The following is a 24,913-nucleotide window of genomic DNA, read 5'->3' on the forward strand; positions in this document are numbered from 1 at the left end:
GCACCACCCAAACCAAGAAGAAGGAGAAGGACGATGGCCATTACAACGCAGCACAGCGAGAGCTCCACCCCAACGCCGGCCCGGCAGTACTACCGCGTGAAGGACGCGGCGCGGGTGCTCGGGGTGCCGCCCCGGACGCTGTACCACCTGGTCGAGCGCGAGCAGATCCCGTGCCGGCGCCTCGGCACGGTGATCCTCCTCCCGGCGGCGTGGGTCGAGCGCGAGCCGACGATGCCGGTGAAGCGGCGCTGATGTCCGTCACGAGGCGGGCGCACCCGACGGGCAACGTGACCTGGCGCGCGAAGGTGTTCTTCGAGGGCCGCGTCATCGCGCAGCGGTCGTTCGAGCGCCGAGTCGATGCCAAGCGCTGGGAGGCCGACCAGCTCGCGAGGCTGGACGCCGGCTCGTGGATCGACCCGGCGCGTGGGCGAATGACGTTCGCGGCGCTGGCCGAGGAGTGGCAGGCCTCGCGTGGTCACCTGGCGGTGCGCAGCCAGGAGACCACGCGGTTCCTGCTGGACAAATACGTGATCCCGGAGATCGGGGCTTACCCGATCTCCGGGATCTCGGCGGCCGACATCGAGCGGGTGATGTCGGCGCTGACGGCGCGCGGTCTCGCGACGGCGACGCGGCGCCGGGCGCTGTCGATGATCCGGCTGGTGTTCGACTACGCGATCCGCGACCGGCGGCTAAGCGTGAACGTCGCGCGGATGGTGGCGCTGCCGCGCGGGGGGACCAAGCGTGAGCCGCACTGGCTGCGGCCCGAGCAGCTCGGCCGGCTGGTCATGGCGGTGCCGCCGCTGTGCCAACCGGTCGTGCTGTTCCTCGGGACCACGGGGTGCCGGTTCTCGGAGATGGCCGCGCTGCGGGTCGACGCCGTCGTGCAGACCCCGCACGGGCTCGGCGTTCGGGTGCACCGGGCCGCGACGCAGTCCAAGCGGACCAGCGGGGCGGTGTTCGGGCCGACGAAGACGCATCAGACGCGGACGGTGCCGGTACCGGCAGCCTTGGACGAGTACGTGCGGACGCGGGTCGCCTTCACCGCGCCCGGCGGGTACCTGTTCCCGAGCCCGACCGGGGGTGTGTGGACGAACACCAACTTCCGGGCGCGGTCGGGCTGGATGGAGGCGACCCGGCGCGCGGGCGTCGAGGGGACGACGATCCACGACCTGCGGCACACGGCGGCGTCGCTGCTCATCACGGCAGGCGCGGACGTGAAGGCGGTGCAGGTGATCCTCGGGCACTCCACCGCGACGATGACGATGGACCTCTACGGGCACCTGTTCAGCGAGGCGACCTGGCAGGCGATGGAACGGCTGCCGGTGATACCGCTCAGGGCCCGGCCGATGGCCATCGATCCCCCCTCAGCGCGCTCCGACTCGCCCTGATCAACAATCCCTTCGGACCCACGGCGACAACTTGCTGCATGCCGCTCGGCTTCGGCGGCCGCCCAACCAGGCAGCCGCCGTGCACGTCGTGGCACCCCCCCAGCTGAGGCGAAGACTGCCCGGCAGATGAAGCGAGCGAGCCACGACCGTCTTGACGCCGGCAGCCGTGCGCAGCACGTCGAGCCGCACGTCTCATCCGGTGAACCTTGACCTCCGCCTCGGCAGGCGTGACCATGGTGACGCGGCCTGACTGCGGGTCCGGTCGCAAATTGCCAGCACCGCCCGTCGTAGCTCAGCGGTTGAGCGTCCGGCTAAGAACCGGGAGGTCGCAGGTTCGACTCCTGCCGACAGGTTGTCCGCGTCGCTGCAGTGCAGCATCGCCCCGCGCCGGAGTGTCCCAACAATGGCGCGGGAGAGCCACCAATCAGGTGGGATCGCTGGGCTGGCGCGGCTTCCACTCCGTTCGACGGGGAAGCCGTTCGTCCCGAACAAGGTGACGGCCCGTGTGTGCCGCTGCCGGGTCGAGCCACTGAAGCGACTCGTCGCTAGCATGCGATCCATGCAGACGACGACGGGCCGCCGCCGCCGCGGCTTTGTCGCCCTCCAGTTCCCCATTATCGATCTTCGCACCCTGCAGGACGCTCCGGGGCGCCTACCCCGGCCAGCTTGGCCCGACCCAAGGGTAGGCACTGATTTCGTCCGGGGAATTGGCAGAGTTCGTGTGCGTCCCCGCGGTCCGGTTGTCGGTCTGCTCGATGAACGGGTCTACGTTCCGGCGGCGCGACTACTCCACGTACCACAACGGATCACTACAGCAGATGGCGGCGAGGCCACAAGGGTCTACACGCGGCTCTTCGGCACTGAGTATTCGTACCGCATCGACACCGGTTTTGTTATTCGCGGTCCTGAACAGCGGCCCGTTGACGCGCCGTCGGTAGCATCCATACTAGGTGCACTCGCAACCGTCTCAGGTGTCACCTCGTTACCGCTGGGGTCAGCCGGGCAGGCACTCTCGCGTGCACTAGCGGCGCGAACCTCGCCGCACGGGCATGCGAGTGACTCGGCATTGGCCGGCTTGGTGGTCCCTGGGCAGGCGTTTGTCATCGTAGAAAAGCCACGCTCGAACGATCGCAGTGTCCGCGGAATCTTTGTCGGCCCGAGGTCGGCGCCGGTGCCCGCGTACCTGTTGAGCTTCCCCGGAAAGACGCCATCTGCACACGACCGGAACGTTCGCGGAGCCGTTTGGCGCCTCCACGCTGACCTAGAACTACTCCGTGAGGTTGGCCGACATTGGAACTCTGATCCCGAGATCCTCGACCGAGGCGCGCTTAGGGATCTACTCGAGGACGTGAGTCGCCGACTGGTTGCCACCCACCGGGGCGGCGTTGATCAACCAGCCCTCTTGGCAATCGTTGAATCGGTTCGAGGTTTCGATCGAACCGAGTTGTATGACCTCGCAATTTCTGTCGGACGACGAAGTAGGGGCCTCGCCCGGCGGCTAGAACTAATTCTGGAGCGTTCGGCCGCCGCTCGAATCGAATCAGTGACACTAGGAACGGGATCAGTATTCGCGGGAGGCGACGTAGTAATGGGTGACAAGAACAAGTTTGATTTCCACGGGCCGGCGAGCGGGATCTTCGGATCACATAATCAATCTAGCGGCGGGAACTTCCGAGCATCCACCGGAGGCGGGTGGGAAGAGCTGGATCGTGAACTCGCGGCACTCGAATTCAGAGTGGAAGGGGAAGACCGAGAGGCTGTCCAGAGTTTCCGGCGCCAACTCGAGACGTCGCCGGAGGAACAGAAGCGCGCCTTGCTACCTGCGGTGCACGAGACCATAAAGACGTGGGGCCCCGTAGCAGCAGCGGCCCTGGCGGTAATCAACCAGATCATGGGCATGGCATAGCGCCCATGGGAGACGGCCGCCCCGCCGGGATACGTTGCCGTCGGGCATCTGGCCACGCACTCGTCCTACTGACGACGTGGGACGCCCTCAGGCTTGCTACGCCTACCCGACCGCCTATCGGGTCGGCACTGAGGCGCTGGCGGCTCCGCGCTGCATCCTGGAGCCCATTTTCCGCCGTGCGACGGACGAACGGAGGCGACCAGTGACATCGAACCAGCCGGTCGTCGATCCGCGATTGATGCCCGGCCAACCGGTCGAGATCGCGTGTGACGAGAGCGGCAGCGAAGGCGAGAACCTCATCCAGGGCACGCATCGCATCTTCGCCCATGGCAGCATTGACCTGTCGATGTCAGAAGCCAACGCCGTACTTCAAGAGGTCAAGATTCACCTAGGAGTCGGCGGCGTGGAACTGAAAGCCAGGCGACTCCTCGAACCATCGAATATCGACAGAGTCGTCCCACTGCTAGCCCCAGGGGGCGTCTTGCATCTTCACGCTCACGTATACCTCCTCGACAAGCTTTACTTCGCTGTCGGCAAGATCGTCGACTTGCTCGTCGAAGAGGAGGCATACGATCGGGGCATTCGACTCCACGACGACGGCTCCGCTCGGGCGATGGCGTCAACGCTGTTCATGAAGGGACGACGGGCGCTCGGAGGGGCGAACTGGACTCGACTGCTCGAAGCCTTCGTGTCTTTGGTTCGCCGGAGGCAACGCTCTGGGATCAAGGCAACACTCGATGACTTCTACCACATCGTTGACGATGTCCGGTTGCGCAGCCATGACAAGCATGTCGAGGCAATCCTCCAACTGATTTGGGCTTCGCGACGGCAAGCCGAGCAGTATGTCGGACCCGATGGACCGCTATCCGACCGTCGGAACCTTGAGCCGCTGCTTGCGGCGATTCCCATGACTACGGCTTTCTGGTCGGAGAAGCATGCGCGAGCCGTGCGCATCGTGCACGACCAGCAGACTCTCTTGACGCCCGAGATAGTCGGTCCGATGATCGAGGTGATGAACAACCCTCATCCAGACTTCCCTTATCTGATTCCGATTGTCGGCGTCGACCAAGTCGATTCCAGAGCGGACGCCAGGATCCAGCTGGCAGACCTGGTGTCAGGATTCGGGCGGCTCGCGGGAGAGCATGCCCTAGCCGGCACTCTGACGCCGACGATCACTTCGGCGATTAGGCCCATGCTCGACGCAAATGCCGTGTGGGGCGATGACCTCAGCTGGGCGGCGCTCGCCGGTCAGCGATAGCGCACCAACGGTGACGGGTGATCGGCTCGCCCGTCGATGGGACCCACGCGACAGGAGGGCCCCGTCAGGGTGGGCGCGCTCGCGAGGCTGAATCGCAGATCTCTCCGCTGTGTCGAAGATCCGGAGTCCATAGGTCTTCCGAGTGCGTCGAGCCGGCTCCTCTTCTGGAGCGCCATCAAGCCGACCGGCCACAGCGCCGCAACGCGCGTGTCGCTGGCGTCCGTCCACGTCCTTGACAGGCCATCCACGTGCTGAGACAAGTCACTGACCACACGCTGACCAATGCCCGGCAAATCGGACAGGGTCCCAGCGCGATCGCGGCGCCGATATCGCCTCTGACCTGCACGAACACTCTGTGCGCCTGGGCAGATTCGAACTGCCGACACCCGCTTTAGGAGAGCGGTGCTCTATCCCCTGAGCTACAGGCGCATGGAACCGGAGCGGTTCCGTGCGGCCGTCGAGGCTGGACTCGCCGGCCCGAGAAGCCTACCGGCCGCCCGTGGCGCCGTCGCCCACCCGATGTCGACCTGCCACAGCTCTGCCCCTGATCCACGATGGTCCCGGACGGACAGTCAACCTGGTGTGGAGGGGCTCTCGTGACTCGTGTGCTGGTGACCGGCGTGCGCGGCAAGACCGGCGTTCCCCTGGGGCGAATGCTCGTCGCCCGGCAGAGGGTCGATGTGCTCGGCGGCAGCAGCGACCCGGCGAAGGTGACAATCGAGGGCGTGCGGCCCACCGCCTTCTCCTGGGACGACGCGTCCACCTGGGCGGCCGCGACCGACGGCGTCGACGCGGTGTACGTGGTGCGGCCGGATCGCGCGGACGCACCCGAGCTGATCGACGCGCTGCTCACCGACCTGCCGGCCGAGACGCGCGTCGTGCTGCTGTCCGAACGGGACGCAGACTCCATGGGTCCCGAGGGCTGGGCCGCGCGCACCGAGCAGGTGGTGCGCAGCAGCGGCCGGCCGTGGACGATCCTGCGGCCGAGCTGGTTCATGCAGGTGCTCACGGACGAGCGCTTCTACCTCGGCCCGGTGGTCGAGGAGGGCGAGCTCGCCTTCTCCAGCGGCGGGGCGAGCCTCGCGTGGATCGACGCGCGGGACATCGCCGCGGTGGCCGAGCAAGCACTGCTCGACGACGGTCACGAGGGGCAGGTCTACGAGCTCACCGGGCCGGAGTCGCTCACACTGCCGCGGGTCGCGGACCAGCTCTCGACCGCCGCCGGCCGTCGCGTGACCCACCGGGAGATCACCATCGACGAGGCCCTCGAGGGCCTCAACGGCTTCGAGCGCGACCTCACGCGGTGGACCTTCGAGCGCGTGCACGCCGGCAGCTTCACACCGGTGACCGACACCGTCGAGCACGTCACGGGTCGCCCGGCCCGGACCCTCGAGGCGTTCCTCGCGGACTCCGCCGCGGAGCTGCGGCGAGGGTGACGGGGCCGGGCGCACGGCGAGGCAGGCGGGGCCTTCCCACCGCAGTACCGCGTCTTGCGCGCGTGATCCCACGACGGTCTCCGACCGCGACGGCCGCCGTTCCGCCGATGAGGCCGGCCAGCCAGGCGGCTCAGAAGCGGTGCGCGCCATCCGATCGGACACCCATGCGACGGCCCCACCGCGCGCCCCCGGCAGTCCGAGCACTCACGGTCCTGGCCGTCGGGCTCCTCGCACTCGCCGGCTGCTCGACCCAAGGTCCCGGCGGGACGCTGCGGGCGGTGAGCGACACCGGGCGGGGTGCGAGCGACATCGACGAGGGCTGGGTCTTCACGCTCCCGGCCGACGACGACGCGAGCTGGGAGCTGCTGGACGCCCGGCCGGGTGACGACATGGAACGAGCCCGCGTGCCGGTCGAGCCCGACGACGTCACCGCATTGGGCGGCACCTGGCAGGCGGTCGAGTCGGGACGGTTCACCCTCCCCGCTGACCTGGCGGGCGAGCAGCTGCTCTGCTGGGCGGTACCGCCCGACTCCGGGCCGGCCACCGCACTGCTGCGGGGCTGCGCCGCCGTCGGGCTCGCCGACGGTTCCCGCGTCGAGGCCACCTGGGGCGAGGCGGGCTTCCGGGCCGACGTCGACTGACGCACGGACCGCCGTCGGCCCCGGTGCCCGAGGGGCTGGGCTCAGTCCCTCAGCGAGGCGTAGTAGTCGCGCAGCGTGCGGGTGCCGGTCGGCTGCCCGACGGAGTCGGTGCGCATGCCCTCGAGGAAGAACCGGGTGAGCGACGCGCGGCGTGGTCCCAGCCGGTCGGCGAACCAGATCGCAGCGGAGCCGACACCGCCCGGCACGGCCAGGTAGCGGGGCGTGCGCCCGGCGGCCTCGAAGGCGAGGTCGACGATCTCCCGGTAGGTGAGCACCTCGGGGCCGCCGACGTCCCACGTGCCGGCCCCGCCGGGCAGCTTCGCGACGCAGAACTCCGCGAGGTCGGCGCCGTGGATCGGGGACAGGCGCACCGAGCCGTCGCCGAGGCCCGCGGCGAGGCCACGGCGCGCGAGGTCGTAGATCTCCGTCAGGTCGGAGAAGTAGCCGGACGGGTTGACGATCTGCGGCGCGACGCTGCTGCGTCGCAGCGCCTCCATGAAGGCGAGCTTCGAGCGGCTGAGCATCGACGTCCCGGCGTCGGCGTGCATCACCCCGACGTACAGGAACGACGCGACGTCCCGCTTCTCGGCGAGCTCCAGGTAGGCGAGGTTCATCAGGAAGTCGACGTCCCAGGGCTCGGCCTTCTGGCGGGTGACGCCCAGGGCGGAGACCACGTGGTCGACGCCCTCCATCAGCGCGCCGTCGCGGTTGGCCTCGGCGGCGTCCCGGGCGACGATCCACTCGGCGACGTGCGACGCGAGGCTCGGGGACCCCCACGCGCCGGGCGCGCAGGCACGGGCCTTGTCACGCACCACCGCCCGCACCCGGTACCCCTCCGCATCCAGTCGCTCGGCGAGGTGCCGGCCGACGTAGCCGGTGGCGCCGAGCAGGAGGACGGTCGGACGAAGGGAGTTCATGGTGCGGCCCTTCTCTTGAGTTCTGGACCCGTCCATGATCGCGCGCCCGCAGGTAGCCTCTACACCGGGCCGCCCTCACCGCGACGGGCTCCCGCGAGGCGGCCCAGCAGCTCGGCCAGGTCCAGGCCGACGGAGAGCATGCGGGCGTCGACGTCGTGCGTCGGGTCCCACGAGGCGATCGTCGCGGAGGCGAGCGGCAGGTGGGCGACGGCGGCCGCCACGGTGTCGCGGACCTCGTCGGGCATGAGGCCGCCCGGCGCCGCGTAGGAGTTGGCCGGTGCGACCGAGGAGTCGTGGACGTCGAGGTCCACGTGGATGTGCACGGCGTCGGCGTGGGCGGTCACGCGGTCCAGCACCTCCCCCGTGCGCCCCGCGCGGATATCCGCGACGCCCAGCCACGTGGGGCCGCCCGCGTCGATGAGGGCGCGCTCGGCGTCGTCCAGGTCGTGGCCGCCCACCAGCACGGCGCGCTCGTCGGGAAGGGGTGCGAAGCCCGGCACCGTGGCCGCGAGGGACTGCCAGCAGCGGCCGCCCATCATCGCGAAGCCCATGCCGTCGAAGAACCCACTGCCGGACGTGCTGGGCGTCTGCAGGTCACCGTGCGCGTCGAACCAGAGCACGGCCACGCGCTGCTCGGGCGCGCGCCGGCGCAGGCCCGCGACCACGCCGAGCGTCACGCCGCAGTTGCCCGCCAGCACCACCGGCACGTGCCCGGGGTGCGCGGCGACGTCGTCGGACACGCGGCGCATCACCTGGGTGCCCGTGGCCGCCTCGATGCTGAACCCACCCGGGAGGTCGAGCTCCACGCGGCCCTGGGAGACGACGGCGCCACCGGCGGCCAGGCGCTGCGCCACACCTCCCGCGAGCAGGGCCGCGGGGCCGGCGCCGTGGCGCGCGTCGCGGTGGCCGGAGTCGTACGGGACCTCGAGCAGGCGGATCTTCGTGGGCATGGCGCCCATCATGTCGGCGGGCGGCGCCGGGCTCCGCTCAATACCTTCCCGCGCGCATCCCGCGGTGCCATGCTGCGTCGATGACGACCTACTCCCGCACCAAGGAGTTCGAGGGCGCGACCTTCGTCAGGGCGAGCTTCAAGGGTGCGAAGATGCGCTTCTCCGACGTGAGCGGCGTGACGATGCGGGCCGTGGACGTGGACGGACTCGACATCGACAGCCACGACCTGTTCTGCGGCAGCCTCTACGTCAACGGCGTGGACGTGGTGCCGCTGGTGGACGCCGAGCTCAACCGGCAGTTCCCGGGCCGCGAGCTGCAGAAGGCCGAGACGCCCGAGGGGCTGCGCGAGGGCTGGGTGGCCGTGCAGGCCGCGTGGCGCGAGACGGTCGAGGGCACTCCCCCGGAGCTGCGCGACGCCCACGTCGAGGACGAGTGGTCGCTCGCCCAGACGCTGCGGCACCTGGTGCTCGCGACCGACGCGTGGCTGCGCGGCGGGATCCTGCGGATCGAGCAGCCGTTCCACGAGATCGGGCTCATGTTCACGGGCGCAGCGGAGATGGGCTTCGACGTCTCGATGTTCCGCACCGACGAGCCCACCTGGGACGAGATCCTCGCCGCGCGCGCCGAGCGTCAGCAGCTGGTCACGGACTTCCTGGCGACCGCCACTCCCGAGCTGCTCGCCGAGGAGCGCGACACCCCCTGGGGCGGCGGGGACGACTGGCACCCGACCGTGGGTGCCTCCATCCGCGTGATCCTCGAGGAGGAGTGAGCGCACCTGCGCTACGTGCGCCGGGATCTCGCGCTGCTGCGCTGAGCCCGACGGCGCCGTCGGGCACGTGGGTCACATCTTCTCGCCGGGCAGCGTGCTCGCCTGCTCGACCCACGAGCGGAGCAGGGCGGCGTCGGGCTCGTCGTCCTCCCGGATGTCCAGGTACCGCACCTCGGGGTGCTTGGAGGCCTTCGGCGGGACCGGCTCGAGGGACGTGCCCTTGAGGAACTGCACCTGCACGTAGTCGGTGTAGCAGCGGAACGACGCGAACCAGCCGTCGCCCTTGCGCCCGTAGAAGGGCTGGTTCCACTTGACCGCCTTGTGGACGCCGGGCACGACGCCCTCGATCAGCGCGTCGAGGTGCCGGCCGACGTCGCTCTTCCACCCCGGCATGGCCGCGATGTAGTCCTGCACAGGACGGTCGCCCTCACCCTTGGGGATCTGCGGGTTGCCACCTGAGAGAAGACGCGTTCCCGCGTCGTTCCGTCCGGTCATCGCTCCTCCTCGCGTCGGTGCGACGGCGCGGTCGAGCCACCACCGCACGCCGGTGCCCGGAGCGAACCGCTCCGGACGGTTCGGTGCCATCGTCGCGCGGCCACCGGCCCGGTGCCAACGGTCGCCACCTTCCCAGAGCCCGCTCCTGACGGCGGCGCCGCGCCCCTGGTGCGGGACCTCGCCGCAGCTTCCGGGCGTGAGCTTCGGCACAGCGCCCGACGGCGGCCGGGTGAACCTCGTGGAATAGCGGCGCACCACCCGAATCGATTCGACTACGATCCCTCCCGCGACGCCGTCGGCTCCCTCGGCGCCCCCTCCTCGTAGCGAAGATCTGTGATGTCCAAGGCCCTCACCACCGGCGCCCCGTGGCGCGTGCTGCTCGTTTTCGTCGTCCCGCTGTTCATCGGCAACGTCATCCAGCAGCTCTACCAGCTGACCGACGCGATGGTCGTGGGCCGCGTGCTGGGCGTCGACGCGCTCGCCGCCGTGGGCGCGACGGGCAGCTTCATCTTCCTGCTGGTCGGGTTCGCGTGGGGCATGACGTCGGGCTTCGCGATCCCCACCGCGCAGGCGTTCGGCGCGGGCGATGCGCGGGCCGTGCGCCGGTCCGTCGCCGCAGGCTCGATCCTCACCGCGGCCGTCAGCCTGCTCGTCACCGTGGCGGCACCCCTGCTCACCGGGCCCGCGCTACGGCTGCTGCGCACCCCGGAGGAGCTGGTGCCCCAGGCCACCACGTTCGCCGTCGTCACCTTCCTCGGCACCGCCACCACCATGTTCTTCAACTACCTGGCCGCGGTGCTGCGCGCGATCGGCGACTCCCGCACGCCGCTGGTGTTCCTGGTGGTCGCGTGCGGGCTCAACATCGTGCTCGTGCTGGTGGCCGTGCCGGGCCTGGGGCTGGGCGTGGGCGGGGCCGCGCTCGCGACCGTCGTGGCGCAGGCCGTGTCCGTCGCGCTCACGCTCGACCACATCCGCCGTCGGGTGCCCGAGCTGCGCGTGCGCCGGGAGGACTGGGACGTCACCCCGGCCGAGCTGCGCCACCACCTGCACCTGGGCGTGCCCATGGGGTTCCAGGCGTCGATCATCGCGCTCGGCATGATCGCCGTGCAGGTGCGCCTCAACTCGCTCGGGTCCGACGCCGTGGCCGCCTTCACCACCGCCGTGCGCGTGGACCACTTCGCGATGGCGCTGCTCAACTCCCTGGGCATCGCGGTGTCGATGTACGCGGCGCAGAACCTGGGCGCGCGCCGGCCCGACCGCATCCGCACCGGCGTGCGGCAGGCGCTGTGGATGTCCGTGGTGGGTTCGGCCGTGGTGGGGACCGTGGTCGCGATCGCCGGCTCGTCCCTGGTGCGCCTGTTCGTGGGACCCGGGGAGGACGACGTCGTGCGCATGGCCGCGTACTTCCTGCTCGTCAACGGCGGGCTGTACGTGGTGCTCGGCGGTCTGTTCGTGCTGCGCGGCGCGCTCCAGGGCCTCGGCTACACCGCCGTGCCCACCATCACCGGGCTGCTCGAGCTCGTGTGCCGCGTGGGCGCCGCCGTGGTGCTCGGCGCGGTGTGGGGGTTCGAGGGCGTGGTGTGGGGCAACCCGCTCGCGTGGATCGCCGCGATGACCGTGCTGATCCCCGCGTACGTGCGGGCGCGGCGCGCGCTCGAGCGGCGCGAGCCCGTGGTGGGTGCGGTGCAGCCCGCCGTCGTGGTGGAGTCCGCGGTGGCCGGGGGTGCGGCGGAGGAGGTCGCGGTGCTCGAGGCGGGGGTGGCCGAGGCCGAGGTGATCCGACCCGCGCAGCCGGACCCCGCCCGGCCGTAGCCGCCGTCTGCGTCCTTTCCCGAGGTACGTCGTCTGAACGTTCGAGACCGACGCACCGGAGGGACGTATGGAGCACCTGGACGAGGGCTGGGACCGCGCGCTGGCGATCGTCGCGCACCCGGACGACATGGAGTACGGCGCCGCCGCGGCGGTCGCCCGCTGGACGGCGCAGGGCAAGCAGGTCGCCTACGTGATCGCGACGTCGGGCGAGGCCGGCATCGACGGCATGGACCCGGCCACCGCCGCGCGCGTGCGACGCCGCGAGCAGGTGACCGCTGCGGCCGCCGTCGGCGTGGAGCACGTGACCTTCCTGGGCCTGCCCGACGGCGTGGTGGAGTACTCGGTCGCGCTGCGTCGCCTGCTGGCCGAGCAGATCCGCCGGCACCGGCCCGACGTCGTGCTCACCACCACCCACCACCTGACGTTCGGGGACCGGCAGCTCAACCAGGCCGACCACCGGCACGTGGCCCTCGCGACCTACGACGCCGTCAAGGACGCGGGCAACCGCTGGATCCACCCGGACCTCACGCACGCAGGGCTCGAGCCGCACGCCGGGGTGCGCAGCGTGCTCGTCTTCGGCAGCGGCTCCCCCACGCACGCCGTCGACGTGACCGACCACCTGGACGCCGGCGTCGCCTCCCTGCGCGCGCACGCCACCTACCTCGCGGGCCTGGGCCGCGAGTTCGACCCCGAGGCCTTCCTGAGCTCCATGACCAGCGAGCCCGGACGCGCCGTCGGGCGCCCGCACGCCGTCGCGTTCGAGCAGCTCTCCGCCGTGGGCGTCTGACGCCCCCGCACGCCGTCGGCGCTCGCCAGCGGCACCACGCCGTCGGCGCCTGCGCCGGCACCCACCTCGGCGCATCCGCGCCCGAGGTCCGTCGATGAACCAGAGGTGACGACATGACCGCAGCACCCTCGTCCACGCCCACCACGGCCAGCCAGGAGCCCGCCGCCGCGTGCTGCTCCGCGACCGAGCAGTCCACGTGCTGCGAGGCCAGCGCGAAGTCCACGTGCTGCGGTCCCACGCAGACCGCCGGCGGCGGGTGCGGCTGCCGATGACGCCGCGGGTGCACGCGCCGTACGGTGGGCGCTCGAGCGAGGAGGACGCGTGACCGCACCACCCACCGCCCGGCCCGCCGACGCCGCCGCGACCGAGGCCGCCTGGCTGCGGCTCTCGGCCGACCTTCGCCGGTTCATCGCGCGGCGCGTGCACCCCTCCGACGTCGACGACGTGCTCCAGGCCGTCTTCCTGCGCCTGCACACCCGCCTGGGCACCGTCGCCGACGACGAGCGCGTGACCGGCTGGATCTACACCGTCACGCGCAACACCATCACCGACCACCACCGCTCCGCGCGGCGCCGGCGCGAGCTCTCCGTCCCCGAGCTGCCGGACGAGCCGCACCCCGTGCTCGAGGAGGCCGACGACGACGGCGCCGCGGAGCGCGAGCTGGCCGGGTGCGTGCGGCCCCTGCTCGCGGACCTGCCCGCCGAGCAGGCGGCGGCGCTGCGGCTCGTCGAGGTCGAGGGTCTGAGCCAGGTCGAGGCGGCACGGGCGGCAGGGATCAGCACCTCGGGCATGAAGTCGCGCGTGCAGCGTGGGCGCGCCCGGCTGCGCGAGCTGCTGCTCGCGTGCTGCGAGGTGGCGCAGGACCCGCGCGGGCGCGTGCACGACTGGCAGCCCCGCGACGCCGCGTGCGCGTGCGGCGAGGGGTGAGGGCGGCACGTCTGCGTCGCCGTCGGCGCTCATCCCGCGCGCCCGGCGCGCCGATAGACCTCGCGTGGAGAGACTGCCGGGGCTGCTGGCCGACGAGCCCGTCTACTGGATCGAGCACGTCACGGCGCTGGGCGACGGGCGGCTGCGCACCGAGCTCGGCTTCTCGGACGTCGCCGCGCACCCCTACGAGGGCCTGGTCGCCGGGACCGTCGAGATGCTCGGACGCGTGCCGGGCATCGACGAGGTGATCCACGAGGACCGCGAGGTGGTGCACGTGGTCAGCCGCGGCGTCGCACCCGAGCTGATCGGCGAGCTCGTGGACCGGTTCTGGTTCGAGCGTCTGCCGGGCACGCCCATCGACCCGGGCTTCGAGACCGACCCGGCCGAGGTCCTCGCCTCGCCGTGGCCGTCGTCGCCGCCGGCTCCGCGGGGCAGCGTCCCGACGACCGAGCTGGCCTCGGGACAGCCGCCGTTCCAGGGGCTGCGCGAGGCCGTGGCCCTGCCGCCGTCGCGCCGCCGCATGTGGACCTACCTGGTGTTCGGCGCGATCCCGTTCGCCGGTGGCGTGGTGCTCGCCGCGGCGCCGGGAGGAGGCAACGGCGTGGTCCCGCTGGTGATCGGCGCGATCAACCTCGTGATCGGCAGCCGCATCGCGATGCGCCGGCGCGAGGCCGGCCTGCCGCTCGCCTGAGCCACGCCTCCGAGCGCGGGTACCGCAGCCCGAAGCGACGTCAGGCGCGGGAGGTCGGCACCTCGCCGGACCGCGCGAACGCCAGGCTCTCCTCGACGAGCCCGACCACCACGTCGAGCTCCTCGTGGTCCCGCGGCCCGTAGACCATGTACTCGGTGCCGAAGTCCGCGAACTGGTGTGGTTCGGCCCACCCCAGCCGTACGAGCTCGGCCCCGCGTCCGGGCGGCAGGACCAGGTGGAGGCTGGTGTCCTCGACGCCGTGCAGGTGGACCGGCTCGAGCCGCTGCCCCGGTGCCAACGACGTCTCAGGCGCGACCTCCTCGCGCACGTCCTCGACGAAGACGGCGCGTGAGGACGCCGGCGACACCTGGCTGTGGCCCTCGACCACGCCCTCCAGCCCGAACACCCGCGCGACCATCTCGCCCCACAGCGCCGGCGACGAGCACTGGTCCAGCTGGCGATGCGGACCCTCGTCCGACGTGCGCGGGCGATCTCCCCGTCTGGCCTCTCTCATCACCGGCGTGACCCTAGCGCCCACGTGCGTTCCACCGCCCTGACCAGGCATGGTGGGCGGTGGCCGCACGCCGCCGTGAGAGGACAAGCACGTGACCGAGCACCTGCCCGCCGACTCCGCCACGCCCGACGTCGCGCCGTCGGGCTGCCCCGTGGCCCACGGCGGCGGCCCCGTCACGCTCACCTCGCACGCGGACGTGGTCACGGCCGCGCACGACGACGCGACGTTCTCCAACGCGGTCTCGCGGTTCCTCCAGGTGCCCAACGGGCTCGACGGCGACGAGCACACGGCCTTCCGCGGCGTCATCGACAGGTACTTCACGCCCGAGCGCATGGCGACGCTCGAGCCCGTGGTGCAGAAGGTGGCCGTAGACCTCGTGGCGCAGCTCTCCCTGCCCGAGCGCGTGGACGCCGTCGTGCTCGGGTCGTGGTTCGCGGTGCAGGCGCAGAGCGCGTGGCTCGGCTGGCCCGCGGAGCTCGAGCAGCCGCTGCTCACGTGGATGGGCGACAACCAGGCGGCGACGCGCTCGGGCGACCGCGAGCGCACGGCCGAGGTCGCGGCGCGGTTCGACGCGATCATCCGCTCGGTCACCGACGCACGCCGGGCCGCGGGCGACGCCGCGCCCGACGACGTCACGACCGAGCTGGTGCGCGACACCGTGGGCGGGCGGCCGCTCACCGACGAGGAGATCGTGTCGATCCTGCGGAACTGGACGGGCGGCGACCTGGGCTCGATGGCGCTGTGCGCGGGCGTGGTGCTCACCTACCTCGCCGACCATCCGGACCTGCAGGCTCACCTGCGCACGGGTGTGAGCGACGCCGAGCTGGACGCGGTGCTCGACGAGATCCTGCGGATCGACGACCCGTTCGTCTCCAACCGTCGCCGCACCACGCGGCCGACGGCGATCGCGGGGCACGAGGTTCCGGCCGGCGAGGTGGTGGTGCTCAGCTGGACGCAGGCGAACCGCGACCCGCAGGTGTTCGACGACCCGGACCACTTCGACCCGTTCACCCACGCCCCGCACAACCTCGTGTGGGGCACCGGACGCCACGTGTGCCCGGGGCGTCCGCTCGCGACGCTCGAGCTGCGCGTGCTCATCCGCGCGGTGCTGGACGCGACGACGGCGATCGAGCCCGACCCGCGCCGTGGCCGTGCGCGCTCAGAGCCTCCCCTGGGCGGCTACGCCGTCGCCCCGCTCCTGCTGCGCTGAGCGACGGGGCCCTTCCCGAGCGTCAGCGGGACCTGGCAGGCTGAGGGCGGAGGACGACGCTCGGGGACCGCGCCGGGCATGGGCCATGCCAGGGGGAATCATGCAGCCGGAGCTGATCCTGTTCGCCGTCGGCTGGCTCGTGGTGCTCGCGCTCTACGTGTGGATGGCGATCCACGCGTTGCACGAGATCGGGCGCGACCGCCGGCTCAGCGAGCGGGTCAAGATCGCGTGGGGCGTCGCCGTCGTGCTCTGGGTGCCAGTGGGCCCGCTCGCGTGGGTGGGATTCCGGCTGTGGCGGGACAGGTCGCGCCCTCAGGTCACGTCTTCCCTCTGACGCGCCCTCACCGCCCGGCGCGGACCAGCCCCGACTCGTAGGCGAGGATCACCGCCTGCGCGCGGTCGCGGATGCCGCACTTGGCGAGCACGTGGCTCACGTGCGACTTCACCGTGGGCTCGGCCAGGTAGAGACGCGCGGCGATCTCCTGGTTCGACAGCCCCTCGGCGATGAGCGTGAGCACCTCGAGCTCGCGCGGCGTGAGGTCCGCGAGCTCGACGGCGGGCCGCAGGGGCGCCTCGCTCATCTCGAGGTACGTGGCGATGAGGCGCTTGGTCACGGCGGGCGCAAGCAGCGCCTCACCGCGCGCCACCACACGCACGGCCTCGGTGAGCTGCTCGGTCTCGGCGTCCTTGAGCAGGAACCCGCTGGCCCCCGCGCGCAGCGCCTCGACCACGTAGTCGTCGAGGTCGAACGTGGTGAGCACGAGCACGTGCACCGCGCCGGGCTCGGACTGCGCGACGATCTGCCGCGTCGCCTCGATCCCGTCCATGCGCGGCATGCGGATGTCCATCACCACCACGTCGGGCTTCAGCGCGGCCGCCTGACTGACCGCGACCACGCCGTCGGCCGCGACACCCACCACCTCGATGCCGTCCTGCGCCGCGAGCAGCGCCGCGAAGCCCTCGCGCACCATCGCCTGGTCGTCCACCACCAGCACCGTGATCACGCGACCGCCACCTCCGCGGGCAGGGTCGCGGCCACGCGGAAGCCGCCGTCGGGCGTGGGTGAGGCGGTCACCTCGCCACCCAGCAGGTGGGCGCGCTCGCGCATGCCCACCAGGCCGTGCCCGCCCCCGGCCGGGGCTGCGCCGTCGTCGGCCGTGCCCGACGGCGCCCCGCCCGGTGAGGGCCGATTCGGCGAGGGCCCGCTCGGTGGGGGCCCGTTCGTGACCGTCACCTCGAGCTCGCGCTCGCGGTACCCGACGACGACGGCGACCGCGGCCCCGGGCGCGTGGCGGGCCGCGTTGGCGAGCGCCTCCTGCACGATCCGGTACGCGCCGATCTCGAGCGCCGCGGCCAACGCCCGCCGGTCCCCCACCACCGCCAGATCGACCTCCGTCCCCACCGAGCGCGCCGCCTCCACGAGCGCCTCGAGGCCGTCGAGGCCCGGCTGCGGGGCACGCTCGACCTCGGCGTCGGCGTCGCGCAGCACGGTGAGGATGCCGCGCACGTCGCTCAGCGCGGCGCGCGCCGCCCGGGCGATCGAGTGGAACTCGTCACGCACCGGCTCCTCGACTCCGCCCAGCCGGTACTGCGCGGTCTCGGCCTGCACGGCGACCATGGACATGTGGTGCGCGACGACGTCGTGCAGGTCGCGGGCGATGCGTGCACGCTCCTCGAGCACCAGGCTCTCGGCCTCGCTCGTCACGCGCGCCTCCCGCTCACGCGCGGCCTCGGCCTTCGCCCGCGAGCGCTGGCGTCGCGCGTCGATGAGCAGCCCGACCAGACCCAGGCCGATGACCAGGACGAGGGCCGTGGTGCCGTCGGCCCGGCTGGTCCCGAGCACCAGCAGCGCGGCCGTCCACGCTATCGCGCCCCAGCCCACCTGCCGGCTGTGGCGGACGGCGACGACGACGGTCCCCGCGATCAGCGCCGCCAGCATCGCGCCCGGGACGAGGAACACGTCGATGCCCGGGCGCGTCCCGAGGAGCGTCCACAGCAGCGTCACCACCCACACCGCGCGCCAGGCGAGCAGCGGCCGCCACCCGAGGAGCCCGACGATCACCGCGGTGAACGCGGTCGAGAGCTCGACCGCGCCGAAGGCCGGGGTCACGGTCTCGGCCGCGTCGGAGGCCTGGACCGCCGGGCCTGCGTCGACGCCGAACAGCAGCACGAGCACCGCGGCGCCGACGGCGATCCAGGGGGCGCGGCGGCCGAGGCGGGTGCGGAACGGCTCGGGGGCCTCGCGGGTGCGCAGGGGTGCGGCGAGCCACTCGGCGACCAGCTGCGCCGTCTGCTGGGCGTTGCGGGCCCACGGGGTGGTGATCATGCCGTCAGGCTAGGGCGGCGTGGCGCGCGCAGCCCCGCTACCGAGGTAGCGAACCGACCGATACCTGAGGCGGACACGTCGGCTGCTGTTCGGCCTGCGGGACCATGCGCCGACGCTCCCGCAGCACGATGACCTGCGCGGACGCCGTTCCTAGCGTCGAGGCATGCCGGAATCCCACCCGCTCCGCCGATCGGGCGTCGACGTCGGCCTGGCTTCCGTCGCGAGTCTCGGTCACGCGAGCGCGGCCGTCGGGCGCGAGGGGCGCGCGGACGCCGTCGTCGGGCGCGAGGCTCCCGTGCGCACCGCCGTCGGGCACGACGCTCCCGTGCGCACCGCCGTCGGGCACGACGCTCCCGTGCGCACCGCCGTCCGGCGCGAGCGTCGTGCGCGCACCGCCGTCCGGCGCGAGCGTCGTGTACGCACCGCCGTCGGGTACAAGGGTCGCGTACGCACCGCCGTCGGTTGCGAGACCCGCGTGCGCACCGCCGTCGGGCGTCTTGTCGTGGTGCTCGGGCTGCTGGCGACGAGCGGCTTCGCGTGGGCGCCCGGGCCGTGGCGCCCGGACGCGGGCCCAGCGTTCGACGCGCCGACAGCGGAGTTCCGGCGGGTCATGGGCTACGCGCCCGTCCCTGCGCCCGGGCGGCCGGACGTGCTGACGAGCCCGCACGGTGAGTGCTCGGTGCCGACGGGCGGCACGCTGTTCGGCTTCGACGAGGCCTGCCGCGAGCACGACCTCGCCTACGACCTGCTGCGCTTCCACGAGACGCACGACGGCGCGGTGGACCCGCGAACGCGGTGGACGGCGGACACGCGGTTCGGGATGCGGATGGTCGAGCGCTGCGTCGATCGTGCGAGCGAGCTGGGCGCGTGCCTCGCGACGGCCGGGGTCTACACCGCGGGGGTGACCGTCAACTCGGTGCGTCAGCTCTACGGTGCGCCGGCAGCGGAGTCGGGAGTGCAGGTAGCGGTGTCGACGCTGACGATGATCGCGCTGGTGGTGGGGTCGACGACGGCGGTGCGTGGGTTGCGACGGATGCTGCGCGGCGCCGAGCTGGACCCGGCTGCGCCGCCGGTGCCGCCGGTGCCGCCGGTGCCGAGATCGCGGGCGCTCGGCCGTCCTACGACCCGACCGCGCGAGGCCTTCCGCTCAAGGAGCGCGTGAGACCGGCCGGCCTGCCGCCGCGCCGAGCGGCCGGGCTCGATGACACCCAGGTGTACGGCGAGCCTGTCCGTTCTGCCCGTGTCAGACCCTGTTCGTACACTTGTTCGAGCAGCCCACTCACGCGGTGACATCCGCGGAGCAGCGGCGCAGGGACGTGACAGACCGAGTGGTGGACGGCAGGAGGTGCAGGTGGCTGGGAACCGGAGTGACCTCGTCGCCCGTGTCGCCCGGATGCGCCTCGAGGCCGCCGAGCTCGCCGCGATCGAGGTCGGGACGGTCGACCCTGTCGAGGCGACAGCCGTCCACGGTGAGCTGCGTGCAGTGACCGACCAGCTGCGCGTCCTCGCCGCCCGGCTGCTGAGCGTCATCGACGCCGACGGGCGCCTGACCGGGGGTGGGGCGCGCACCGTCCCGGAGGCTGTGGCGCGGCGCGAGGGCACGTCCGTGGGCTCTGCGCGTCGGGAGCTTGCGCTCGGGCGAGCACTCGAGGCTCAGCTGCCGAGCACGCGCACAGCTGTCGCGAGTGGGGACATCACGCTCGAGCACGCCCAGGTGCTCAGCACCTTCGGGCCGACGTCGGAGGCGCGCAGGGCGGCGTTGGCGAGCGACCTCCCGGATCGCAATGAGGACTTCCTGGTGCGCTTGGCCCGCACCACGCCGGTCGACGTCTTCCGCCGGAGGGTCCGGACGTGGGCGGCGCAGGTGGACCGCGACGGCGCCGAGCGCGAGCACGCGGTGGCAGCCGCGAAGGAGCACCTCACGCTCTACCGCCGGGACGACGGCGTCGCGCTCCAGGGGTTCCTCACAGCCGAGCACGGCGCGCTGCTGACCACGGCCCTGCGCGCCGTCACGGGCGTGCCCGCTGCCGACGACGAGCGCACGTCCGAGCAGCGCGCCGCCGCGGGCCTCACCGGCCTGGCACGGCTCGTGCTCGACGGCGGCCTGGCCGGTGCGGGGGCGAAGGTGCGGCCGCACATCTCGGTGCACGTGGGCTGGGAGACGATGCAGGCCCTCGACAGCCCCGACCCTGTGGCCGACCCAGCGGCTCTCGCGCCCGCCGAGCTCGAGACCGGCGAGCCGCTTCCCGGCACCGTCCTCCAGCGGCTGCTGTGCGACAGCGAGATCACGCGGATCGTCTTCGGCCCGGACAGCCAGGTGCTCGACGTCGGCCGGGCCCAGCGCACGTACGGCGGCCAGCTGCGCCGCGCAGTCGTGGCCCGCGACCGCCGGTGCGCCTACCCCGGGTGTGACGCTCCGCCAGCGCTCGGCGAGGTCCACCACGTGGTCCCGTGGTCGCACGGCGGCGCCACGTCGGTCGAGAACGGGATCCTGCTCTGCTGGTACCACCACGACCTGGTGCACAAGCGGCGAGTGCAGATCCGGTCGACGAGCGGCGGCTGGTCGTTCGCCGGCCCGGACGGGGCACCGATCACAGGTCCGCGCGGCGGACGACGACGTGGTGAATCGCCGCCGGGCGATCGGGTGCCGAGTGGCTCGCCTCCGGGTGATCGGGTGCCGAGTGGATCGTCGCCGGGCGATCGGGTGCCGAGTGGATCGTCTCCGGGCGATCCATCCCGCACTGGATCGCCGCCGGGCGATCCGTCGCGCAGTGGAACACCCTCGGGCGGTCCGTCGCCTGGTGGGCCGCGGGCCGTCGACCTGGGGCCGGGCACTCATGGAACCAGCGTGGCGTCGACCACCGGAGTGGCTGGAGCGCGCCCCGTGTTCCGGCGTGATCGTGGCGACCGGCCGGACGGCGTGATCGCGCCCACCGACCGCCGCGGCCCCTCTCAGTCGCGCCCGCCTGCTTCGGCGCGCCCCGCCACCCGCGGGCGTCGACCTGGTAGCGAGCGCGGTTCCGGCCAAGACGTGCTGGCCGGCCTATGAGCGCGGGCCGCACATCACGACGAGTGCCCGCGCTCGTCACGCGAGAGCGCCACGACGTGGGATGCCTCGGCGGCCGCAGCCGACGTCCCACTCACGAGGTGGTCGCCCAGGGCGAGGCGGGCCGCGAGCGTTCCGGCGAAGGCGTCGCCGGCACCCGTGGTGTCGCGTGCCGTGGCCGGCGGGGCGGGAACGTGCCGTACGTCGCCGTCGTCCGCGACGTACGCGCCGCCGGCACCAGCCGTGACGACGGCACTGCGGGCCCGAGTGAGCAGCGCCTCGGCCAGGCGCGCGGGGTCGGCGTCTTCATCGGTGCCGAGGATCGCGGCCGCCTCTCCCGCGTTCACCACCAGCGGGTCCGCGAGCGCAACGAGCCACGGAGGCAGGTCACGCGTGGGGCTCGCATTGAGCACGAAGCGGGCTCCCGCGCGCTCGCACCACCGAGCGGCCGCGGTGACCGCGTCGGCGCTGATCTCGAGCTGGGTGGCGACCACCGACGGTCTCAGGTCGTCCAGAGCACGGGTCACGGCGGCGGCGTCGAGGGCGCTGTTCGCGCCGGGCACCACGACGATGTCGTTCTCGCCGTCCGGCGTGACGTGGATGAAGGCGCGGCCCGTGGGCACGTCGACGCGGGCGACGCGCGCCCGGGCCCCGGCGTCGTGGAGCGCGCGAACGAGAACTTCGCCGGCCGCGTCCCGACCCACGCAGCCGACGAACGCCGTCGTGCCCACGCGCGCGGCGGCCATCGCCTGGTTCGCGCCCTTGCCGCCCGCGGCCTCGACGTAGGAGTCCCCGAGCACTGTCTCCCCGGGGGCCGGTCGGCGCGCGAGGGTCACGACCACGTCCAGGTTCGTCGAGCCGACGACGGCGACGTCCACGGCTGCCTACTCTGCGCCCATGAGCAGCGACGGGCACACCGTCTCCCGAAGGTCGCATTCGCATCGCATGACGCGCACCCTAGCGACCGCCGCACTGACCGCGGGATGGCTGCTGGTCGCCTACCTCGCCGTCACCTCCAGTGCGAGCCGGCTGCTGCCGTCCGAGTCGACAGGGCCCTGGCCGGTCGGCAACGTGATCGCCGCGATGGTGGTGATCTACCTACCGGTGGCGGCCGCAGCCGCGGCCGTTCGAGCGACGCGGACCGGCAACCTCTGGCGCACGGGGCTGGTCCATGTGGGCGCGATGGTCGGGGTCATGGCCCTGCTGCTCATGGTGCTCGGAGCCTGACCGCGGGCTACGCGCGAGCACGGCGAGGCCGACCCGAGCCCGTCGCGGACATGATCGACGCCATGGTGCTCAGCAGCACCCAGGAGGCCCGGGCGCGGTCACGGGCCAGCCCCGACGACGAGCGCGCTGCGATCCTCGCCCCGCTGCGTCGCCTGCTCGGCCCCTACCTCGGCCTGGAGCCCGGAGGCCCGGCGCGCTGACACCGACGTCAGCTACGGATGCGGAATCCCACCGCGCCCGACGGCGGCTCGTCGCTCACGTCGACGCGCGTCACCGTCGCGCCGGGCGGGCCCTGCTCGGCCCACGTCGCGAGGGCTCCGACGGCGTCGGCCGCCCCCTCAGCGACGATCTCGACCGCGCCGTCGGGCAGGTTGCGCACCCAGCCCGTCACACCCAGCCTCGCCGCCTCGTCGACGCACGCCCATCGGAAGCCCACGCCCTGCACCACCCCGTGCACCGTCATCCGCCGTCGCACCATGCCCCCAGTCTGCGCCGCCCGGCGCAGCGACGACGACGGGCGCCTCGGCGCAGTGGTGGTGGCAGGTGCGGCCGGGGCCGGCCCGGCGGCGGGCTGCGCGGCGGGCAGGGCCGCCCGCACGCGGGCAAGGGCCGGCGGGGCCGGCAGAACGGCCGAGCCGGTGAGACGGCCGGGCACCTGGGCCCGGCTGTCTGGGCGTCGGCGGTGTGTGACACCCTCGACGGAGTCGATCAAGGGGGACGCATGAGGTGGCTCGTCTGGGCCGTGGCCGGGGCGGCGCTGGGTGCGCTGCTCGTGCTTGCCGTGGGGGTGCTGAGCATCCAGGTGATCGCGCAGGAGTCGGGGGCGGTGGTCGACCTCGAGAACACGATCGTCGCGATCGACGAGCCGCGGCTCCCGGTGCTGCCGCTCGGCGGGATCGCCGTGCTGAGCGCGGCGGCGCTCGGGGGGCTGTGGCTCGCCCTGCGTGGCCACGGCGGGCGCGGGCGCATCGCCCTGCCCGCCGCGTTCGCGCTGGTCACCGGGACGCTCGTCGTCGTGGGCGGAGCGAGTGCGGCCTCTCCCACGCCCCTGCCGGACGGGCTCACGCCGGGATGGCGCGGGTGGCTCGAGCACGGAGCCATGAGCCCCGCCGTCCACGTGGTGCTGCTGCTCAGCCTCGCGCTGCTGGTGCGTTCGCTTCGGTCGCCACGCGCCCGGCCGAGAGGCCACGCGTCAGCAGCCACACCGTGAGCACCACCAGGTGCAGGGCCGCGGGTGCGGTGAGCGCCAGGTAGAGCGGGGTGCTCACCACCTCGACCACGCGCCCCAGCACCAGGACGCTCGCCCCGATCGCGAGCGCGGCCCCCGCGATGCCCCACGTCGTCAGCCAGGACGGTGCGAGCCGCCGTCGGCGCAGCAGGGTGAACAGCAGCAGGTCCGAACCCGCGACCGCGATGACGACGGCGCCGTGGTTCAGCAGGTCGCGGCCGCGGCGCAGCACCTCGGCCGTGACGGCGGCGTCCTCACCCGCGGCACCCACCTCGAGGAGCAGCGGGAGGAGCGCCGCGGCCACCAGGTGCAGCACGCCCGCGGCGAGGCGCAGCCCGACGAACCCGAGCGCGAGCGTCGCGCCCGCACGGCGCACCACCGGGTGCAGGGCGAGCGCCACACCGATGACCGCCGGCGCCATCGCCACCTGCGCGAGGGCGCCGCGGATCAGCTGCCCCTCGCTCGCAGCCAGCTGCGGGAAGTACCCGGGCTGCTCGAGCACGGGCACCACGCTGACCAGCCCGGCGCCGAGGCCCACGGCGAGGCAGACGCCGGCCGCGATGCTCGCGCGCCTGGGATCGAGCCCGCGCGTGGTGTCGAAGGTGCTGGGTTCGATGCTGGCCATGAGGACTCCTAGACTTACGGGTGTAAGGCGACAGGAGGCACGCTACCTTACACGCGTAAACCATCGCCAGACCCTGGAGCGCCCGTGCCCCGCACCACCGACCGCCCGCCCCTCGACCGCACGCGGGTGCTCGCCGCAGCGGTCGCCGTCGCGGACGACGCCGGGGTCGCCGCCGTGAGCATGCGCAAGGTCGCCGAGCGGCTCGGTGTCGAGGCGATGTCGCTCTACCACCACGTCCCGAACAAGGAGGCCGTGCTCGACGGGATCGTCGACGCCGTGGTCGGCGAGATCTCGGAGCCACCTCCGGGCGCCGGGTGGCGCGAGGCGCTCCAGCACGTCGCGGCCTCGGCGCGGGAGGTGCTCTCACGGCACAGCTGGGCGCTCGCGCTGATCGAGTCGCGTGAGGCGGGGCCCGCCGGCCTGCGCCACCGTGACAGGATGCTGGGTGCGCTGTTGACCTGCGGCTTCACCCCGGTCGACGCCGTCGGCGCCGTGTCAGTGGTGGACAGCTACGTCTACGGGTTCGTGCTCCAGGAGCAGCAGCTGCGCGTGCGCACGGCCGACGACGTCGCGCAGGCGGCCGGCGCCGTGCCCGACGGCGGCACGTACCCCCACCTGCAGCAGGTCGCCGAGGCGTACGTCGCCGCAGGGCGCGACCCCCACGACGAGTTCGCGCGCGGCCTCGACCTGGTGCTCGACGGCGTCGAACGCCGCCTCGCCCCGCCGTAGGCCCAAACCCACCGCGAGGTCGCCACTCCC

General features: G+C 72.7%; 29 protein-coding genes and 2 tRNA genes. 21 read left to right on the forward strand and 10 right to left on the reverse strand.

Features of this window, described 5'->3' with window-relative positions; all coding sequences use genetic code 11:
- The first annotated feature begins 33 nt into the window (after positions 1-33).
- The 5 genes from GXB85_RS05975 to GXB85_RS05995 all read left to right on the forward strand — a co-directional run bounded on the left by GXB85_RS05975 (position 34) and on the right by GXB85_RS05995 (position 4,552).
- Positions 34-252 carry a helix-turn-helix domain-containing protein gene (locus GXB85_RS05975; protein WP_161916728.1) on the forward strand — a complete coding sequence of 73 codons (219 nt, stop codon included), beginning with the start codon at positions 34-36 and terminating at the stop codon, positions 250-252.
- A complete protein-coding gene (locus tag GXB85_RS05980; RefSeq protein ID WP_161916729.1) occupies positions 252-1,388 on the forward strand; it encodes a site-specific integrase in 1,137 nt (378 codons plus the stop codon). The genes GXB85_RS05975 and GXB85_RS05980 overlap by 1 nt, the downstream gene beginning before the upstream one ends.
- 280 nt (positions 1,389-1,668) lie before the next feature.
- Positions 1,669-1,742, forward strand: a tRNA-Leu gene (locus GXB85_RS05985).
- A gap of 817 nt (positions 1,743-2,559) precedes the next feature.
- The gene (locus tag GXB85_RS05990) at positions 2,560-3,294 is read left to right on the forward strand and encodes a hypothetical protein (protein ID WP_161916730.1); all 735 of its coding nucleotides are present in this window, start codon (positions 2,560-2,562) and stop codon (positions 3,292-3,294) included.
- 202 nt (positions 3,295-3,496) lie between these two features.
- Entirely contained in the window at positions 3,497-4,552 is a 1,056-nt protein-coding gene (locus GXB85_RS05995; RefSeq protein WP_161916731.1) for a DUF3800 domain-containing protein, read from the forward strand.
- A gap of 356 nt (positions 4,553-4,908) precedes the next feature.
- Here GXB85_RS05995 and GXB85_RS06000 read toward each other — a convergent pair.
- Positions 4,909-4,981, reverse strand: a tRNA-Arg gene (locus GXB85_RS06000).
- 167 nt (positions 4,982-5,148) lie between these two features.
- Here GXB85_RS06000 and GXB85_RS06005 point away from each other — a divergent pair.
- Both GXB85_RS06005 and GXB85_RS06010 read left to right on the forward strand, forming a co-directional pair.
- The gene (locus GXB85_RS06005) at positions 5,149-5,988 is read left to right on the forward strand and encodes an NAD(P)H-binding protein (RefSeq protein WP_161916732.1); all 840 of its coding nucleotides are present in this window, start codon (positions 5,149-5,151) and stop codon (positions 5,986-5,988) included.
- A gap of 278 nt (positions 5,989-6,266) precedes the next feature.
- Positions 6,267-6,629 carry a hypothetical protein gene (locus GXB85_RS06010; RefSeq protein WP_161916733.1) on the forward strand — a complete coding sequence of 121 codons (363 nt, stop codon included), beginning with the start codon at positions 6,267-6,269 and terminating at the stop codon, positions 6,627-6,629.
- Between the two features lie 41 nt (positions 6,630-6,670).
- Here GXB85_RS06010 and GXB85_RS06015 read toward each other — a convergent pair whose 3' ends face one another.
- Positions 6,671-7,546 (reverse strand): SDR family oxidoreductase, encoded by an 876-nt coding sequence (locus GXB85_RS06015; protein ID WP_161916734.1) that lies wholly within the window; start codon positions 7,544-7,546, stop codon positions 6,671-6,673.
- 59 nt (positions 7,547-7,605) lie between these two features.
- Positions 7,606-8,496, reverse strand: coding sequence for an arginase family protein (locus GXB85_RS06020; RefSeq protein ID WP_161916735.1), 891 nt, complete (start codon positions 8,494-8,496; stop codon positions 7,606-7,608).
- An 80-nt stretch (positions 8,497-8,576) separates the two neighbouring features.
- Between GXB85_RS06020 and GXB85_RS06025 the strand changes: the two genes are divergently transcribed.
- Positions 8,577-9,266 carry a DinB family protein gene (locus GXB85_RS06025; RefSeq protein WP_161916736.1) on the forward strand — a complete coding sequence of 230 codons (690 nt, stop codon included), beginning with the start codon at positions 8,577-8,579 and terminating at the stop codon, positions 9,264-9,266.
- Positions 9,267-9,338: 72 nt separating this feature from the next.
- Here the strand turns inward: GXB85_RS06025 and GXB85_RS06030 are convergent, their stop codons facing one another.
- Positions 9,339-9,761, reverse strand: coding sequence for a DUF1801 domain-containing protein (locus tag GXB85_RS06030; RefSeq protein WP_161916737.1), 423 nt, complete (start codon positions 9,759-9,761; stop codon positions 9,339-9,341).
- Between the two features lie 336 nt (positions 9,762-10,097).
- Here GXB85_RS06030 and GXB85_RS06035 point away from each other — a divergent pair, with 336 nt between their 5' ends.
- From GXB85_RS06035 to GXB85_RS06055, 5 genes are all read left to right on the forward strand, one after another.
- On the forward strand, positions 10,098-11,573 hold the full coding sequence (locus tag GXB85_RS06035; RefSeq protein ID WP_161916738.1) for an MATE family efflux transporter: 1,476 nt from the start codon (positions 10,098-10,100) through the stop codon (positions 11,571-11,573).
- 67 nt (positions 11,574-11,640) lie between these two features.
- Positions 11,641-12,360: a PIG-L deacetylase family protein gene (locus GXB85_RS06040; RefSeq protein WP_161916739.1), complete on the forward strand. Its 720-nt coding sequence runs from the start codon at positions 11,641-11,643 to the stop codon at positions 12,358-12,360.
- Between the two features lie 113 nt (positions 12,361-12,473).
- Complete coding sequence (locus tag GXB85_RS06045) at positions 12,474-12,632, forward strand: hypothetical protein (RefSeq protein WP_161916740.1); 159 nt, start codon at positions 12,474-12,476, stop codon at positions 12,630-12,632.
- 49 nt (positions 12,633-12,681) lie between these two features.
- On the forward strand, positions 12,682-13,287 hold the full coding sequence (locus GXB85_RS06050; protein WP_161916741.1) for a sigma-70 family RNA polymerase sigma factor: 606 nt from the start codon (positions 12,682-12,684) through the stop codon (positions 13,285-13,287).
- A gap of 64 nt (positions 13,288-13,351) precedes the next feature.
- Positions 13,352-13,978, forward strand: coding sequence for a hypothetical protein (locus tag GXB85_RS06055; RefSeq protein WP_161916742.1), 627 nt, complete (start codon positions 13,352-13,354; stop codon positions 13,976-13,978).
- A gap of 40 nt (positions 13,979-14,018) precedes the next feature.
- On the opposite strand, the gene GXB85_RS06060 is transcribed toward GXB85_RS06055, so the two are convergent.
- Positions 14,019-14,492, reverse strand: a complete 474-nt coding sequence (locus GXB85_RS06060; protein WP_237728009.1) for a luciferase family protein — start codon at positions 14,490-14,492, stop codon at positions 14,019-14,021.
- A gap of 91 nt (positions 14,493-14,583) precedes the next feature.
- Between GXB85_RS06060 and GXB85_RS06065 the strand changes: the two genes are divergently transcribed.
- Positions 14,584-15,702: a cytochrome P450 gene (locus tag GXB85_RS06065; RefSeq protein ID WP_161916743.1), complete on the forward strand. Its 1,119-nt coding sequence runs from the start codon at positions 14,584-14,586 to the stop codon at positions 15,700-15,702.
- A 100-nt stretch (positions 15,703-15,802) separates the two neighbouring features.
- Positions 15,803-16,036 (forward strand): hypothetical protein, encoded by a 234-nt coding sequence (locus GXB85_RS06070; protein WP_161916744.1) that lies wholly within the window; start codon positions 15,803-15,805, stop codon positions 16,034-16,036.
- Between the two features lie 7 nt (positions 16,037-16,043).
- Here GXB85_RS06070 and GXB85_RS06075 read toward each other — a convergent pair whose 3' ends face one another.
- Both GXB85_RS06075 and GXB85_RS06080 read right to left on the reverse strand, forming a co-directional pair.
- A complete protein-coding gene (locus GXB85_RS06075; protein ID WP_161916745.1) occupies positions 16,044-16,706 on the reverse strand; it encodes a response regulator transcription factor in 663 nt (220 codons plus the stop codon).
- Positions 16,703-18,028, reverse strand: coding sequence for a sensor histidine kinase (locus GXB85_RS06080; RefSeq protein ID WP_161916746.1), 1,326 nt, complete (start codon positions 18,026-18,028; stop codon positions 16,703-16,705). Before GXB85_RS06080 ends, GXB85_RS06075 begins: the two co-directional genes overlap by 4 nt.
- A 163-nt stretch (positions 18,029-18,191) precedes the next feature.
- On the opposite strand from GXB85_RS06080, the gene GXB85_RS06085 reads away from it, so the two are divergent.
- Both GXB85_RS06085 and GXB85_RS06090 read left to right on the forward strand, forming a co-directional pair.
- Positions 18,192-19,190, forward strand: a complete 999-nt coding sequence (locus tag GXB85_RS06085; RefSeq protein WP_161916747.1) for a hypothetical protein — start codon at positions 18,192-18,194, stop codon at positions 19,188-19,190.
- A gap of 189 nt (positions 19,191-19,379) precedes the next feature.
- Positions 19,380-21,077: an HNH endonuclease signature motif containing protein gene (locus GXB85_RS06090; RefSeq protein ID WP_161916748.1), complete on the forward strand. Its 1,698-nt coding sequence runs from the start codon at positions 19,380-19,382 to the stop codon at positions 21,075-21,077.
- A gap of 14 nt (positions 21,078-21,091) precedes the next feature.
- Here the strand turns inward: GXB85_RS06090 and GXB85_RS06095 are convergent, their stop codons facing one another.
- A complete protein-coding gene (locus tag GXB85_RS06095; protein WP_161916749.1) occupies positions 21,092-21,952 on the reverse strand; it encodes a ribokinase in 861 nt (286 codons plus the stop codon).
- A gap of 67 nt (positions 21,953-22,019) precedes the next feature.
- Between GXB85_RS06095 and GXB85_RS06100 the strand changes: the two genes are divergently transcribed.
- Both GXB85_RS06100 and GXB85_RS06105 read left to right on the forward strand, forming a co-directional pair.
- Complete coding sequence (locus tag GXB85_RS06100) at positions 22,020-22,301, forward strand: hypothetical protein (RefSeq protein WP_161916750.1); 282 nt, start codon at positions 22,020-22,022, stop codon at positions 22,299-22,301.
- 50 nt (positions 22,302-22,351) lie between these two features.
- The gene (locus GXB85_RS06105) at positions 22,352-22,501 is read left to right on the forward strand and encodes a hypothetical protein (protein WP_161916751.1); all 150 of its coding nucleotides are present in this window, start codon (positions 22,352-22,354) and stop codon (positions 22,499-22,501) included.
- Between the two features lie 8 nt (positions 22,502-22,509).
- On the opposite strand, the gene GXB85_RS06110 is transcribed toward GXB85_RS06105, so the two are convergent.
- Complete coding sequence (locus GXB85_RS06110) at positions 22,510-22,779, reverse strand: acylphosphatase (RefSeq protein ID WP_161916752.1); 270 nt, start codon at positions 22,777-22,779, stop codon at positions 22,510-22,512.
- 243 nt (positions 22,780-23,022) lie between these two features.
- On the opposite strand from GXB85_RS06110, the gene GXB85_RS06115 reads away from it, so the two are divergent.
- Entirely contained in the window at positions 23,023-23,511 is a 489-nt protein-coding gene (locus GXB85_RS06115) for a hypothetical protein (protein ID WP_161916753.1), read from the forward strand.
- Here GXB85_RS06115 and GXB85_RS06120 read toward each other — a convergent pair.
- The gene (locus GXB85_RS06120) at positions 23,432-24,154 is read right to left on the reverse strand and encodes a DUF4386 family protein (protein WP_161916754.1); all 723 of its coding nucleotides are present in this window, start codon (positions 24,152-24,154) and stop codon (positions 23,432-23,434) included. The two genes, GXB85_RS06115 and GXB85_RS06120, sit on opposite strands and share 80 nt — an antisense overlap.
- An 84-nt stretch (positions 24,155-24,238) precedes the next feature.
- On the opposite strand from GXB85_RS06120, the gene GXB85_RS06125 reads away from it, so the two are divergent.
- Positions 24,239-24,883, forward strand: a complete 645-nt coding sequence (locus tag GXB85_RS06125) for a TetR/AcrR family transcriptional regulator C-terminal domain-containing protein (protein WP_370524032.1) — start codon at positions 24,239-24,241, stop codon at positions 24,881-24,883.
- The last annotated feature ends 30 nt before the right edge of the window (positions 24,884-24,913 follow it).

Origin of the sequence: Cellulomonas sp. APG4 (assembly GCF_009996735.1) — a bacterium.
In the GTDB taxonomy this organism is placed as follows: Bacteria; Actinomycetota; Actinomycetes; order Actinomycetales; family Cellulomonadaceae; genus Actinotalea.

Bases quoted from the DNA above. Each gene is read 5' to 3' on its own strand.
- GXB85_RS05975 (WP_161916728.1), top strand. From the start codon at position 34: ATGGCCATTACAACGCAGCACAGCGAGAGCTCCACCCCAACGCCGGCC.
- GXB85_RS06060 (WP_237728009.1), bottom strand. From the start codon at position 14,492: ATGAGAGAGGCCAGACGGGGAGATCGCCCGCGCACGTCGGACGAGGGT.
- GXB85_RS06030 (WP_161916737.1), bottom strand. From the start codon at position 9,761: ATGACCGGACGGAACGACGCGGGAACGCGTCTTCTCTCAGGTGGCAAC.
- GXB85_RS06025 (WP_161916736.1), top strand. From the start codon at position 8,577: ATGACGACCTACTCCCGCACCAAGGAGTTCGAGGGCGCGACCTTCGTC.
- GXB85_RS06015 (WP_161916734.1), bottom strand. From the start codon at position 7,546: ATGAACTCCCTTCGTCCGACCGTCCTCCTGCTCGGCGCCACCGGCTAC.
- GXB85_RS06105 (WP_161916751.1), top strand. From the start codon at position 22,352: ATGATCGACGCCATGGTGCTCAGCAGCACCCAGGAGGCCCGGGCGCGG.
- GXB85_RS06020 (WP_161916735.1), bottom strand. From the start codon at position 8,496: ATGCCCACGAAGATCCGCCTGCTCGAGGTCCCGTACGACTCCGGCCAC.
- GXB85_RS06070 (WP_161916744.1), top strand. From the start codon at position 15,803: ATGCAGCCGGAGCTGATCCTGTTCGCCGTCGGCTGGCTCGTGGTGCTC.
- GXB85_RS06110 (WP_161916752.1), bottom strand. From the start codon at position 22,779: ATGGTGCGACGGCGGATGACGGTGCACGGGGTGGTGCAGGGCGTGGGC.
- GXB85_RS06100 (WP_161916750.1), top strand. From the start codon at position 22,020: ATGACGCGCACCCTAGCGACCGCCGCACTGACCGCGGGATGGCTGCTG.
- GXB85_RS06120 (WP_161916754.1), bottom strand. From the start codon at position 24,154: ATGGCCAGCATCGAACCCAGCACCTTCGACACCACGCGCGGGCTCGAT.
- GXB85_RS06040 (WP_161916739.1), top strand. From the start codon at position 11,641: ATGGAGCACCTGGACGAGGGCTGGGACCGCGCGCTGGCGATCGTCGCG.
- GXB85_RS06035 (WP_161916738.1), top strand. From the start codon at position 10,098: ATGTCCAAGGCCCTCACCACCGGCGCCCCGTGGCGCGTGCTGCTCGTT.
- GXB85_RS06045 (WP_161916740.1), top strand. From the start codon at position 12,474: ATGACCGCAGCACCCTCGTCCACGCCCACCACGGCCAGCCAGGAGCCC.
- GXB85_RS06080 (WP_161916746.1), bottom strand. From the start codon at position 18,028: ATGATCACCACCCCGTGGGCCCGCAACGCCCAGCAGACGGCGCAGCTG.
- GXB85_RS06115 (WP_161916753.1), top strand. From the start codon at position 23,023: ATGAGGTGGCTCGTCTGGGCCGTGGCCGGGGCGGCGCTGGGTGCGCTG.
- GXB85_RS05980 (WP_161916729.1), top strand. From the start codon at position 252: ATGTCCGTCACGAGGCGGGCGCACCCGACGGGCAACGTGACCTGGCGC.
- GXB85_RS06085 (WP_161916747.1), top strand. From the start codon at position 18,192: ATGCCGGAATCCCACCCGCTCCGCCGATCGGGCGTCGACGTCGGCCTG.